The sequence below is a fragment of the Paenibacillus sp. 2TAF8 genome (assembly GCF_052114825.1).
In the GTDB taxonomy this organism is placed as follows: Bacteria; Bacillota; Bacilli; order Paenibacillales; family Paenibacillaceae; genus Paenibacillus.
In genome coordinates, this window is record NZ_JBFRFN010000009.1 from 67438 (window position 1) to 80395 (window position 12958).

The 12958-nt window shown below is 43.2% G+C and carries 13 protein-coding genes; 10 read left to right on the forward strand and 3 right to left on the reverse strand.

Features of this window, described 5'->3' with window-relative positions:
- Positions 1 to 75: 75 nt before the first annotated feature.
- The 6 genes from AB4Z30_RS15185 (at position 76) to AB4Z30_RS15210 (ending at position 6502) form a co-directional block, all read left to right on the forward strand.
- On the forward strand, positions 76 to 1377 hold the full coding sequence (locus AB4Z30_RS15185) for an ABC transporter substrate-binding protein (protein WP_441927768.1): 1302 nt from the start codon (positions 76 to 78) through the stop codon (positions 1375 to 1377).
- A 71-nt stretch (positions 1378 to 1448) separates the two neighbouring features.
- Positions 1449 to 2384, forward strand: coding sequence for a carbohydrate ABC transporter permease (locus AB4Z30_RS15190; protein WP_441927770.1), 936 nt, complete (start codon positions 1449 to 1451; stop codon positions 2382 to 2384).
- Positions 2385 to 2401: 17 nt separating this feature from the next.
- Positions 2402 to 3058, forward strand: a complete 657-nt coding sequence (locus tag AB4Z30_RS15195; protein WP_441927772.1) for a carbohydrate ABC transporter permease — start codon at positions 2402 to 2404, stop codon at positions 3056 to 3058.
- A 472-nt stretch (positions 3059 to 3530) separates the two neighbouring features.
- Positions 3531 to 3773, forward strand: coding sequence for a hypothetical protein (locus AB4Z30_RS15200; protein ID WP_441927774.1), 243 nt, complete (start codon positions 3531 to 3533; stop codon positions 3771 to 3773).
- A 35-nt stretch (positions 3774 to 3808) separates the two neighbouring features.
- Positions 3809 to 4222, forward strand: a complete 414-nt coding sequence (locus tag AB4Z30_RS15205) for a hypothetical protein (RefSeq protein WP_441927776.1) — start codon at positions 3809 to 3811, stop codon at positions 4220 to 4222.
- Positions 4223 to 4648: 426 nt separating this feature from the next.
- A complete protein-coding gene (locus tag AB4Z30_RS15210) occupies positions 4649 to 6502 on the forward strand; it encodes an AIPR family protein (protein WP_441927778.1) in 1854 nt (617 codons plus the stop codon).
- 471 nt (positions 6503 to 6973) lie between these two features.
- Here AB4Z30_RS15210 and AB4Z30_RS15215 read toward each other — a convergent pair whose 3' ends face one another.
- Positions 6974 to 7219 (reverse strand): helix-turn-helix domain-containing protein, encoded by a 246-nt coding sequence (locus AB4Z30_RS15215; protein ID WP_441927780.1) that lies wholly within the window; start codon positions 7217 to 7219, stop codon positions 6974 to 6976.
- 162 nt (positions 7220 to 7381) lie between these two features.
- On the opposite strand from AB4Z30_RS15215, the gene AB4Z30_RS15220 reads away from it, so the two are divergent.
- Positions 7382 to 7570, forward strand: a complete 189-nt coding sequence (locus AB4Z30_RS15220) for an aspartyl-phosphate phosphatase Spo0E family protein (RefSeq protein WP_441927782.1) — start codon at positions 7382 to 7384, stop codon at positions 7568 to 7570.
- Positions 7571 to 7603: 33 nt separating this feature from the next.
- Complete coding sequence (locus AB4Z30_RS15225; protein WP_441927784.1) at positions 7604 to 7909, forward strand: hypothetical protein; 306 nt, start codon at positions 7604 to 7606, stop codon at positions 7907 to 7909.
- Positions 7910 to 8119: 210 nt separating this feature from the next.
- Here AB4Z30_RS15225 and AB4Z30_RS15230 read toward each other — a convergent pair whose 3' ends face one another.
- Positions 8120 to 9799: an ABC transporter substrate-binding protein gene (locus tag AB4Z30_RS15230; RefSeq protein ID WP_441927786.1), complete on the reverse strand. Its 1680-nt coding sequence runs from the start codon at positions 9797 to 9799 to the stop codon at positions 8120 to 8122.
- Positions 9800 to 9922: 123 nt separating this feature from the next.
- Complete coding sequence (locus AB4Z30_RS15235; RefSeq protein ID WP_441927788.1) at positions 9923 to 11527, reverse strand: response regulator transcription factor; 1605 nt, start codon at positions 11525 to 11527, stop codon at positions 9923 to 9925.
- Positions 11528 to 11747: 220 nt separating this feature from the next.
- On the opposite strand from AB4Z30_RS15235, the gene AB4Z30_RS15240 reads away from it, so the two are divergent.
- Together AB4Z30_RS15240 and AB4Z30_RS15245 are read left to right on the forward strand one after the other, a co-directional pair.
- Positions 11748 to 11915 (forward strand): hypothetical protein, encoded by a 168-nt coding sequence (locus AB4Z30_RS15240; RefSeq protein ID WP_441927790.1) that lies wholly within the window; start codon positions 11748 to 11750, stop codon positions 11913 to 11915.
- Positions 11912 to 12850, forward strand: coding sequence for an alpha/beta hydrolase (locus AB4Z30_RS15245; RefSeq protein ID WP_441927792.1), 939 nt, complete (start codon positions 11912 to 11914; stop codon positions 12848 to 12850). The genes AB4Z30_RS15240 and AB4Z30_RS15245 overlap by 4 nt, the downstream gene beginning before the upstream one ends.
- Positions 12851 to 12958 lie beyond the last annotated feature (108 nt).

Below are 12958 nucleotides of genomic sequence, written 5' to 3' on the forward strand. Positions count from 1 at the left end.
GATTGATCAGAAAAGGAAGTGGATTCTATAGGAATTCAAGTTAAACGAATTCATTTAACTTAAGGGGGACTTTGAATGAGGAGATCCAAAAAAATCGCATTTCCAATTCTTGTTTACTTTCTGGCTATGTTACTACTTCTAACTGCTTGCTCAACGAAGGCAGGCTCCGGCGATCCGGCCGGAGAGGGGAATACAACGGTTACGATGTGGCATGGTCTTACCTCCATTGATTTAGATAATATGAATAAAGTCGTGAAGGCATTTGAGGAGAAGAACCCTACCATCAAAATGAAATTGGTTTATACGGAATCCAGCGAGGGATCCGATCAGAAGCTGCTGACTGCAGTCGCAGGCGGCAATCCGCCTGATGTTGCACTTTTCGACCGATTTAAGGTCGGTACTTGGGCTGCGCAAGGTTCGCTGACTGACTTATCCTCGATGGCAGCAGAATCCGGAATTCGTAAGGAAATGTATTATCCATTTGCTTGGGAGGAATCCAGTTATCAAGGAAAGCTTTATGCAATGCCGATGGATACGGATTCTCGCCTGCTATTTTACAATAAGGATCATTTCAAAGAAGTAGGGCTGGATCCCAACAAACCACCGCAAACGATCGCCGAACTTGAAGCGGCCGCCGATAAGTTAACCATCAAGGAAGGTAAACGTTTCAAACGGATTGGGTTCATCCCATGGTATTCGCAAGGCTGGCTTTATACTTGGGGGTGGGCATTTGGAGGAGAATTCCAGGACGCTGCCACCGGCAAAATTACTGCAAATGATCCTAAAGTCGTTGAAGCGCTGCAATGGATGACCGACTTCGGCAAAAAATACAATGTCGAGGATATTGCCGGATTCACAAGCGCAGCTGGCACGGAGGAAATGGATCCCTTCATTTCCGGTCAAGTCAGCTTGAAGATCAGTGGAAACTTTACGGTTAAGGGGATCGAAAAGTTTAAGCCGGATCTAAATTACGGCGTTGCACCGATACCGACTCCAACGGGAGCGGATTTTACGACATGGTCAGGAGGCGGCTCCGCTATTATTCCTAAAGGGGCCAAGAACGTCGCTGCTGCTTGGAAATTCCTCGAATTCTTAGGGAAAGAAGAGGGGCAAACGTTATTAAACGCCGACTCTCAAATTTCCGTTATCGATTCGGTTAACGACAAATACGGTTACAAGGACGATCCGATCATGAAGGAATTTATTAATATTTTGCCCAATTCACACAACCGCCCGGTTATTCCTGAAGGACAGCTGTTGTGGAATGAGTTAGCTTCCGCTACGGAAAAGGCTACCCGCGGTAACGGTACTCCGAAAGAGAACCTGGATCGAGTAACAGAGACTGTTAATAAGGCTTTAGAAAAATACGACAAATAGAGTGCTCGGTAGGCAGGGAGCGAGCTTTCTCCTTGCCTATTTCATGAATGACAATTGGAAGGAGAATGTACATGGCGAAACTGGCCGATCCAGTTCAAGTAAAAGCAATTCCATCGGCAAGGAAACGAGCGCTCCACAGAACTAACGTGATTGGGTGGCTGTTTGCTTCACCTTGGGCTATAGGGCTGCTATGCTTTTATGCAATTCCCATGCTCATGTCCATCTACTTCAGCTTCACGACTTACAGCATTCTACAGCCTGGTGAATTTGTCGGAATGAATAATTATCGAGATCTTTTCCATGATCCTCTGTTTTGGAAATCCATATACAACACGATTTATTTTACGGTATTTTTTGTTCCATTAAGTATATTTTTCGGTGTGGCACTCGCTATGATGTTGAATATGAAGGTCAAGGGTATGGCTGTATTCAGAACGATCTTTTTCTTACCTACGCTCGTGCCACAAGTAGCTCTGGCTGTTCTGTGGATGTGGCTGTTACATCCAAACTTCGGATTGGTGAACGCGATGTTAGCGAATATCGGTATCGATGGGCCCGCTTGGCTTGGTGGTGAGTCATGGTCCAAACCCTCACTCATTCTGATGTCGCTCTGGGGTATTGGACAAGCGGTCGTTATCTACCTTGCTGGACTAGGAGACATCCCTGATGAGTACTATGAAGCGGCACAAATCGATGGAGCTAACTGGTTTCAGAAAACGAGAAAGGTAACTCTGCCTTTGCTTACTCCCGTTATTTTCTACAACCTTGTCATGGGGATGATCGGTGCATTCCAACAGTTTACTCTTCCCTATACGTTGACCAAAGGGCAAGGTACTCCCGCGAATTCCATGACTTTTTACGTCATGTATTTATATGAGAACGGATTCAGGTATTTCAAAATGGGTTATGCCTCCGCCATGGCCTGGATCTTATTTATTATCGTTATGGCATTAACCGGAATTATTTTTATTACGTCTAAACGCTGGGTTCATTATCAAGGGAAATAAGGAGGGGGAAGTAAGGGATGAATCCTATCGCGATCAAAAGAATCAATCGTGCGTTAGCTTATTTATGTCTAATTGTTGCTTCTGCATTTTTCATTACTCCGTTCATTTGGCTGCTTTCGACTTCTCTTAAACCACTCACACAAATCTTTACATTCCCACCAGAGTGGATTCCGCATCCCATTCTGTGGAGTAATTATTCCCGTGCCGTGGAGTATATCCCTTTTTGGACGTATCTGAAAAACACGGCGATTATAACCATCGCGAGTACGCTTGGTGTGATCATATCCTGTCCCTTGGTTGCATATAGTTTTGCCAAGTTAGAGTACCGCGGGAGAGGTTTGCTTTTCTTTGTAACCCTCGCTGTGATGATGATTCCCGGACAGGTGACGATGATTCCGCTATTCCTGTTGTTTACTAAATTAGGTTGGGTAGGAACCGCTCTTCCACTGATTGTACCCCAATTTTTTGGAGTGCCCATTTACATTTTTCTATTGCGGCAGTTTTTCATGGGACTGCCTGATGCCCTGCGCGAAGCGGCCCGCTTAGACGGTGCTAGTGAGTTCCGCATATATTTACAGATCATGTTTCCACTAGCCAAATCCGCCGTTTTAGCCGTGGCATTGTTTCAATTTATGGGGAGCTGGACTGATTCATGGGCCCCTTGCTCTATTTAACCAATGAACCATCCTACACGGTTTCGCTCGGATTGCAGCAATTCCAGAGTCAAAAGGGATCCGAATGGGGTCTATTAATGGCCGTATCCACCTTGATGACATTACCTATCATTGTTTTGTTCTTTTTTCTTCAAAAGACGTTTATTAGCGGCATTACATTTAGCGGTATAAAAGGTTGAACATCATGGGTGTGACTGAAGCTCCAGCGATGCGGAACCAAGGCGTGTTAGGACGGACCTAGACTTGAGAGGCAGTTTTTCATGAGGGAAAAACAAAAGAAACCGTTTCGTAGTAAATGGAAGCGAGAGCGACCATATAACAAAGGAGACGGTTTCTTTGTACATTTTACATACTCGAGTGAGAATACATTGGACTAAATCGGAGGTTATGATACATGACGATATATGAAGTAAGGGGTATATGTTAAAATGATAGAAAGTTGATCCATTAAGAAAAATAGGAGGTATAACACATGAAATGGCAGGAAGTAAGAGAACTGTTCCCTGACCAATTTGTCCTGGTTTCCATTATTCAATATCATGAGGAAGATAACAAAAAAATCGTAGATGAAGTTGCACCAATTCGTACCGTATCCGAACAAGATGCGAATAAAGAGTTTTTTCGAGTAGAGCCTGGTAACGTAGTATATCATACTTCAAATCCAGACGTTGTGATTGATCTCCGCAAAGATCCATTAATGAGAGTGGGACATTGAACGGATATGGAGCAAAAGATTTAGAAGGAGAGCCTATGAGCGAAAGAGCTAAAAAGAAATTGAAAATGCAATTTGGCTTCATCATAATATTTATTTTTATCATTGGCGTGCAATTAATTGTCAAAAACTACTTCGTGAATCATCCCCCTGCATGGACAACTGGATTATACATTTCTTGTTTTATTATATTTTGTATACTTGGACTGCTAACCTACCTTGATCTCAAGAAGCAAGAACAATTCGTAACGATTGGACAAATCGTGGATGTGAAGAAGGATACAAATATCATCATCGTTAAAGGGCTGGGGCGAGGTCATCGAAAAATATTAATAAAAGATAGTCATATCCTAAGTATGATGCAGCCAGATCAACGGATCGAAATCACGAGATTGAAATATACAGGCATGATAACGAGGAAAGTGTATCGGGATCAGGAACTACAACTTTGATCAAGTGATGAAAGAGTTGTATTTTTCTACATATGGTTGACAGTTATTTGTTGCAGACACCTCGGACACAGCCTATCATATCTCGGTAGATGCAGCGACTTGGATTGGTTGCTAGGGGCCGATGGGGATCAATGGGATTGTCGATCAAATCGAGCAGGCGTTGTTGGGGTGAGGGGGGGGAGTAAAGCTGTTATTAGCTTGATGTCGGAATCTGGCTGGGGTATTTGGGCGTAAGATAACTTAGTATTACATACAATTGCTAGGAATAATAAAAAGAATGGAGTGTAGAAAGGGAAATTCCAGATTTTTATTCTCAAATTTTACAATATGAGGTATTATGTGAATTGTATCGATTTGATTTAGTATGCTTAAGAAAGTACATGGTTGAGGACTTTGAAGAGATATTTTTAAAATAGGAGGATTTAAATGATTGTAAAGGATTTTTATGAACTGTTAAATAGTGAACTGGAAACTGAAATAGTAAATAGTGAGGATCCAATATTTAAAAGATATAAACAGGATCAACAAAAGAAAAGCTATGCGCTATTAATCTGGTTTTTAAAATTTTATGGTCAGACAATCTCAGTTAAAGAATTTATTACTGATGGAGACGGCGATTCTTCTTGTGATATTATTTTTTCTAAAACAGATACATATAATAAGAAAATATTTTATATAGTTCAATCAAAATGGAATAATAAGAATAACTGTGAAAGTATGTTCAGTGCTACAGAGTTAAAATATACATTAAATGATTTTGAAACGATTTTGAGAGGTGATAAGAAAAGTACCACAAATGATAAATTTAATCTAAAATATCAGGAATTAAAGAAGCATTTAGAATCTAACGGTGAAGTGAAATTTATATTTCTGTCATTATGTAAATCTAATCCGAGTTGTGAAGATAACATTCAAAGTTTTATTAAGACATACGGACCTAATATTTCATTAAATGTAATTGATATTAATAAAATTAAGAGAGATTATATAGAATATAAATTTAAAGGACTTTCCTCAACAAATCCTTTAGAGTATAAGTATAATCCAGAAGAAAGTAAGATCACTCTTCAAATTGAAAGGTTTGGAAATAAGCATGACAGGGATCTGATTGATTTTAACGGTTTAAATAGAGCATATATTTTTATAATCAAGCCCAAAACTATTTATGAGTTGTTTGAACAATATAAACTTGGTCTTTTTTATAAAAATGTTAGAAATCCTCTGATCTCATCTAGTTATAACAAGGAAATAAAAGAAACACTTGAAAAAAGACCAGGATCATTTTGGTATTTCAATAATGGAATAACAGCAATTACAAAATTAATACCTGAAATTGGAATTGGTGCTAAACAGGTTGAGATAACTGGTTTGCAGATTATTAATGGTGCACAGACTGTTTATTCAATTTACTTGGCATACAAAGAAGCAAACAATATTCAACGAGAAATAATGGATACCGATGCACGTATTACTATGAGACTAATAAGATCTAGTGATGAGAATTTTAATTTCTCTATTACAAAGTACACTAATTCACAAAATGAAGTAAGGGCATTTGACTTTATGTCAAACGATGAGCAGCAGATTAGAATCCAAAACGAATCATTCAGTACAAACTTTTGGTATCAAAGAAGAAGAGGAGAATTTATTCAAGAAGATATTCCTGAAAATATCTCAATAATATCAAATTTTAATATAGCAACTGCATATGTTGCATTTCATTTGCAGAATCCTCATGATGCTATTGAAAACAGAAATTTATTTTTTGTATCCCAATTAAATAATACTGATGGATTATATGAGAAAATTTTCAACGATAATACAAAATATGAAGATATGTTGGCTTCTTTTCGTATCTATTTTTTAATCCAGCACGGCTATAAAAATTTCGATGATGAAACACGAAAAAAGGGACTTATAAAGCCCAGAAGAAGTTTAATTCTTTGCATGGTTTCATTAACTAAAGTCTATTTAGAAATATTCCTCAAAGAAAAATATGGTGATAAAAGTGGGGTTAATTTATCAAAATATATCAACAAAGCATTTGATGAAGAGGACGAGGAAAAACTAGCGATTATTTACAGAATAACTGTTGTTGCTAATGATAACTTAGGTATATCAAATGATTTTGATAGTACCTATGGAAAGTTACTTGATTCTAATAATTTTTATATAAGAACTGCTGATGAACTTAGAGAGAATGGTGTTAATGATGAAGTTTTGGAGTTTATAGAAAATGGAGATGACGAAGCTACTGAAGTTGCAACTACAGCGGAATAAAAAGTTAGATTTATAATTAGTCTATGGAGATTTAATATAACGTCATCAAGCTAGAAACGACAGACCTCTCGAAAAGTCTAATGAGTAATTACTCACTCTAGCATATGTGGTTATATTGTCAAAGTGATAAGTGAACGACTGAAGACTTCATCTTCTATCTCCGAAAAACCTTGGGGAGTGCTCGCACTCCCCACAAAACCTCGTTTTAGGAGAAGGAGGAGTCGGAAAATGCATGTCAATCTATGGAGGTTCTTCTATAATCTAAAGATACTGTAAATACTCTATGTCTAGGGTAAATCGTATCGAATAGGCTGTCAAACTACATAGAATAGTCTGAAAAAATCTTTAGAAAATCACGATTAGATACCATTATACCCAACTCGCAGTTTCTAAATATTTCACACTTAGTTGTTTCTTTTCTCACTGAGAAGTGGACTTATCTACCTAAATTTATCAGTTTTTTATAGAATTCTAAACTTCCCCAAGCAAATACCCCACAGAAACCTCCAAAGCCTTTGCAATTACCACCACTTCATAATCCTGAACAAGTCGATATTGACCCTCTAGACGTGAGAGACTGGTTTGACTGATATCCAAACCCAAGGTTTGGAGTCTGGCTAGGAATTCACGTTGTTTGATTCCTTTGCTTTTACGGATAGCTACCACTCTGGAACCGATAATATTTTTGTCGCCAGGTGGTTCTTGTCTATGCTTCATTATGTACACCTCTCATTTCAACCAAATTGTATGAGAAATAATGGTTGTTTTAATGCGGATATCGAATTAAAATAAAATAAACCGATAATCGCATTAAAATGATGCTCATGTTTAGCATTAACAAGACATGGTGCAATTTAGACCCATCAGAGAGGTGCATGTATGAGCCGGTTGCTTGACTTATTGGAAGAGGAACGGCGCAAGCTTAATCAGCTTGGTGAGGCATCCTTGAAGCAAGCGATTCCGTTGTGGGAAAATTCTGCGGTTCAGGAACAGAGCCGAAGGGTGGATGAACTGGTGGCACGAGTTAGTGAAACGAAGGCGAAACATAGTCGAGTGGCACGGCAATGAGTGAAGTACATAATGCGTAGGGGAGGAGAAGCTATGGATTTTCCGCCGTGGATGCAGCGAGCGATTCAGGCAAGGCTGGATGAGGTGACTGCCCGGATCGAGCATGATCCTGAACTGAGTCGTGTACGTGGGGAAACCGACGAAGCGTTTGAAGCTTTGTTTGCTAGCCAAGATGTTGAGCAGACACTCGATTATGCTGAATGGGAGAATCGTTACATTGTCAGCAAAGGCATAGAAAATGAACGGTTATACATGCAGGGGCTGCGAGACGGCATTCAGCTAACGGCTTCCTTGTTAGGTCAATTGATGTTGGTGGAGAAAAGACATAAATCCGACTAACGCTAGATTGATTTACGAACTTAGCAGTGTGAAAAGCCCGTGCATGCTTACATAGATTAACTTGGTAAGCATGCACGGGCTTGATCCACTAAAGCGAACCCATAAGTCATGGGGGAGCGCCCCCGATCTACACTGAAAAACCCGAGCCGAAGCGTGAATAACTTGCTTCGGCTCGGGTTTTACTGCTTTACTTTTCCCAAAAACAAATCCTTACTTACCACTCACAGACTTGAACCAATCATTCACCTCTTGGGTGATCTGGTCGCCGCCGTTGGATTTCCAGTTGGCTACGAATTGATCGAATGCATCGATTGGCAGTTTGCCGTAGATGATTTTGTTGAAGGTTTCGAGTTCGGACTGACGGAGCAGGTTCCACTTGGATACCATGGTTGGTGTGGCTGCGCCTGTGAAATAGTTTTGTTTGCGGATGTCGATCTGGGACATCACGACTTTACCAGCATACCAGTTTTCCGGTTTACGGAATTCGGCGATTTGTTTCTCGTAAGGTGTTTCAGGCTTCTCGCCGCTCGCGAGTTTCACGAGTGTTTTCATGTACAGATCTGGAATACGCGCCGGGCCGGTCAGGAACGGGAATTCGTTGGAGAAGTCTTTGATCTTCTCTTTGTCACTGGTCGGTTTACCGTCTACGACATCCCAGTCGTACCCTTTCGCAAAGCCGTACTCGTACGGACTGCCCGCTTTCGGGTTCGCCAGGTTATCCAGCAGATAGTTGTAATATAGGAAAATTGCTTCCGGGTGCTTCGCGTCTTTGTTGATCATGATACTTGCGTTGACGCCAGAGTTCTGCCACTTCGTACCGATCTTGCCGTCTGGGCCAGCCGGAACAGGGTAGGCTTTGTATTTTGCGCCAGGTACGTTCTTCAGCAGGTCTGGAGCAGGCCAATCCGGTACCCAGTTTGCGCCGGGAAGAATGCCGGCTTTGCCAGCAGTCCAACTCTCAGCAGTTTTGCCTTCGTCCCACAGCGCGGAGTCGGCGTGGATATACCCTTTGTCCATCCATTCAGCCAGCTTGGCAAGGGCTTGTTTCGCCCCCGGATTAACGGAGCCGTACTCCAGATTGCCGTTAGCGTCTTTGTTCCATTGCTCCTCGATTGTGCCGTATGCACCGAACAACCAGTCGAGTCCACCCATCCAGGTGTTGGTATTGTTTTTGAGCGAGATCGCCAGCGGGAATACTTTGTCTGGAGACAGGCCGTCCGGGTTTTCGTTTTTGAATTTGTCCATGATGTTCTCAAGGTCTGCGATGGTTTTTGGCGCTTTCAGGTTCAGCTTCTCCATCCAGTCTTCGCGGAGCCAGAGCAGGGTATCGTCGTTATCTGTATACTCCATGATTGGCATGTTGTACTTTTTGCCGTCCTTCGTGAACGGATACCACAGCTCAGGATGTGCTGCCGCGTGCTCTTTCAGAATCGGGCTTGCGTACTTCTCGAACAGCTCATCAATTGCGATGAATTGACCGGAGTCGATCAGTTGATTCGTCAGTACCGCGTTCGTTGGCACGGTTACGAAATCAGGCAGTTTCTCGCCAGACGCAATTGCCAGCTGCAGCTTCTGTCTGTATTGATCGTCAGTGGCCGGATACCACGTATCTTTGTGCTTCATGCCCAGCGTTTCGAGCATCCAACGGTCATGTACGTTGTTCTCTTTGGTATCGCCATGAGCGTATTTTTTCGGCATCAGCACGGAGCTGAATTCGATGGGTGGATCGTATTTTCCTTTGGCAAACGCTGCTTCCGCTTCCGCAGAGCCGACAGCCTCTTGTGTATCATTCGTGCCTTTCTCGCTGGCTGACTCGCCACTGCCGCATGCAGTGATGGTGATGAGTGCGATAACCATGAGCAAGGACCACCATGTTTTGAATTTGATCATTGTTCAATCCCCCTACGATGTATGATCTTTACACTGTAACTGTACCAAGTAGAACAGGAGGGCATCTATATGAGTTTGTTAGTTTCGATAGGACTCTCTTAGTGAAAGTTGAAAAAGTTTGGTTTAATGCTGGTCACGGTACTCTTGGGGTGTCACGCCGAATTGCCGTTTGAACACTTTGATAAAATACGCCGGGTCCATATAGCCGATCTCTAGGCTGATCTCATATACTTTCTTGGTGGTCGTGACCAGCTTGTGGCAGGCTCGATCCATTCGCAAACGCGCGATATATTCACTGATGCCTTCGCCAGTCTCGATCTTATAAATCTTGGACAGATGGGTTGGATGCAGATTCACATGATCTGCAAGCACACGCAAAGACACGTCGAGATGCAGGTTTTTATCGGTAAACTCTTGAATCTTTTTCACGTATTCCGACCGGGTATCTTTGACCTCGTTGGAGGTGCCTTCCTTGAGTTTGGCGAGTACGCCGAGCGACCATTTGCGCAGCTTGCCGATGGTGGAGAAGACTTCGCCGCTCTGTAGCTGCTCGATTTCACTGCCCATGAGACCTGCCAAGGTGAGCTTGTTCCGATGAGCTAGGTTCGTGAACGCAGCGGTGATGAGAAAACCCGCCTCCATACAGTGTTCCCAGGATTCGGTCCATTTCTCGTCCAACTCGGCGCAGACGGCACGGATTTTATCTTCGGCGGCATCCCATTGGCCGCTTTCCAGCAGTTGAATGAAGGTAGGCGGTGTGTACAGCACGTCCAGCGGACCTTGTGCCGCTGGTGCTTCGACATCGGTCACCCGCATGACGAATTCACGCTCGTCCCCGACGATCTGGCGGAAATAGGCGGAAGCCTGACGGAAGCGATCGTAGATCTGTTCCGGGAAGGTGAACCATTCGGTCATAACAATGGAGAGGGAGCCTTTCAGAAACTGTTTTACTTTGGATTGAAGCTGAATGGAGAGCTTCTCCAGAATGGTTTCTTTTCCAATATCGCCGTTCGCCTCTTTCAATTGCAGCAAAAAAACAACATACCCGTGCTCTTCCTTCACGCCCCACACGTGCATAAACTCACCCATGATCTCCTCCGCCATGTTGATAATGGCATATTCGATCAGAGTCTGATCGTGGCTGTCGTAGTGGCCGAACTCCTCCATACGAACCAGCATCAGCGCGGCATCTCCGGTGTGGAAGGGCAGGTCGTAGTTGTCGAGCTTACGCTCCCATTCGCTGGCGGAGAACCGACGTCCTTGTAATGTCTCCAACAAAAGGCGTCCACGCAAATGCGGTAAATTCTCGCGCAGGGTAAACCGTGTCCGTGATAGGGAGCTGACAAGCGCCCATTCATTGTTCAACTGGTCGATGGCTTTCTGCACCGCGCCGATCAGTTCGTCATCGGTTGGCGGTTTGAGCAGGTAGTCCACGGCTTCGTACTGGATGGCTTTCTTGGCATAATCAAATTCGGAATAACCGGATAAGAGAATGCATTTTATTTTTTTGTCCCGGATGCGGATGCGTTCGATAAGTTCTATGCCTGTCATTTCCGGCATCTGAATGTCCGAGATTACGATATCAATAGGATGGGTTTCAATGAGTTGCAGTGCTTCACGAGCGGAGTATGCCCGGTGAACCTGTTCGATCCCGAGCGTATGCCAGGGTTTGGTCATGAACAGGTTGTCGACCCAGTGTGCTTCGTCGTCTACGATGATCATTTGCATGTTGCTTTGGCTCCTTGCTTGAAGGTTTACACGATTCAAAATCTGACATGTGTTGCAAGCAGTATATCACACCACAATCCGCTTCTCTATGGAAACCCTTCGGTGCACATCTGCGCTTGAAAAAAAGGAATGAATATTGAATATTTATGAATAGTATTCCGATATATAGGATGAAATTGCAATTGCTAAACTCCTCCTTAGAGAAGTAGGATGAATATGTATGAACGGTCACTCAGCAAGTGGCAATCTTGAAGCCGATGAGGAACTACAGAAATACATAAAGAAAAAGATGACAACGACGAAGAAGAAGCAAAAGAAGCAAAAGAAGCAAAAGAAGCAAAAGAAGCAAAAAAAAGAGAAAACGTATCATTACGGGGGGATTTTGTGAGTACGGCAAATCATTTTAAGTATAAATCGGACGAAGGAACTCGAATCCATGTGTATAACTGGCTACCTGCGAGTGATACTCAGGTCAAAGGAGTGGTGCAGATCTGTCACGGGATGGCGGAGACGGCGGCCCGGTATGAGCGTTTTGCGCTGGAACTGAATCGGAATGGATACATCGTGTACATCCACGACCAGCGCGGGCATGGCAAGACGGCAGAGGTTGTGGAGAACGTTGGGCATTTGGCAGATAGCGACGGATTCGACTGGATGGTGCATGATCTGTATAAACTGACGGGCATCATTAAGAAGAAGTATCCTGAACTCCCTTTATTTCTGATGGGGCATAGCATGGGTTCCTTCGTTACACAGCGGTATCTGATGCTCTATGGCGAAGAATTAGACGGGGTTATCTTGTCGGGTTCTACGTTGCATGTGCGCTTTATTCTTCATGCGGCTGCGCTGTTAACTCAAGAAGAGATTCGGCGCCGTGGCAGACGTGTACCGAGCGATCGGATGAATAAGCTGTCCTTCGGCAGCTACAATGATGCGTTCAAGCCTGTCCGCACCGAGTTTGACTGGCTTAGCCGGGATGCGGAAGAGGTCGATAAGTATATTCGTGATCCGTTCTGTGGAACGGTATTTACGACAGGATTTTTCGCAGACTTTTTCAGCGGACTCAAGAAGCTTGGGATCAAAAACAATCTGAATCTGGTGCGCAAAGACCTGCCAATTCATATCTTCGCTGGAGACAAGGACCCGGTAGGCAGTTTTGGGAAAGGTATTATCCGGCTGTACAACGCCTATAAACAGCAGGGCATCGACAACGTGACCTACAAGCTGTATCCGGACGGGCGGCATGAGATGCTCAATGAAACCAATCGGGACGAGGTCACCGCGGATATTGTGAATTGGCTGGATGAGCGGATGGGCGGATGAGCATGAAAGTGTAGACGTAGTCACAGATAGAAAAAAGAAAGCAAGAAGATAGCAAAAAGTGTAGCAAAGAGGATAGCAAAAAGGATACGAAGAAGATACTAAGAAGAT

Bases quoted from the DNA above. Each gene is read 5' to 3' on its own strand.
- AB4Z30_RS15185 (WP_441927768.1), top strand. From the start codon at position 76: ATGAGGAGATCCAAAAAAATCGCATTTCCAATTCTTGTTTACTTTCTG.
- AB4Z30_RS15190 (WP_441927770.1), top strand. From the start codon at position 1,449: ATGGCGAAACTGGCCGATCCAGTTCAAGTAAAAGCAATTCCATCGGCA.
- AB4Z30_RS15195 (WP_441927772.1), top strand. From the start codon at position 2,402: ATGAATCCTATCGCGATCAAAAGAATCAATCGTGCGTTAGCTTATTTA.
- AB4Z30_RS15200 (WP_441927774.1), top strand. From the start codon at position 3,531: ATGAAATGGCAGGAAGTAAGAGAACTGTTCCCTGACCAATTTGTCCTG.
- AB4Z30_RS15205 (WP_441927776.1), top strand. From the start codon at position 3,809: ATGAGCGAAAGAGCTAAAAAGAAATTGAAAATGCAATTTGGCTTCATC.
- AB4Z30_RS15210 (WP_441927778.1), top strand. From the start codon at position 4,649: ATGATTGTAAAGGATTTTTATGAACTGTTAAATAGTGAACTGGAAACT.
- AB4Z30_RS15215 (WP_441927780.1), bottom strand. From the start codon at position 7,219: ATGAAGCATAGACAAGAACCACCTGGCGACAAAAATATTATCGGTTCC.
- AB4Z30_RS15220 (WP_441927782.1), top strand. From the start codon at position 7,382: ATGAGCCGGTTGCTTGACTTATTGGAAGAGGAACGGCGCAAGCTTAAT.
- AB4Z30_RS15225 (WP_441927784.1), top strand. From the start codon at position 7,604: ATGGATTTTCCGCCGTGGATGCAGCGAGCGATTCAGGCAAGGCTGGAT.
- AB4Z30_RS15230 (WP_441927786.1), bottom strand. From the start codon at position 9,799: ATGATCAAATTCAAAACATGGTGGTCCTTGCTCATGGTTATCGCACTC.
- AB4Z30_RS15235 (WP_441927788.1), bottom strand. From the start codon at position 11,527: ATGCAAATGATCATCGTAGACGACGAAGCACACTGGGTCGACAACCTG.
- AB4Z30_RS15240 (WP_441927790.1), top strand. From the start codon at position 11,748: ATGAACGGTCACTCAGCAAGTGGCAATCTTGAAGCCGATGAGGAACTA.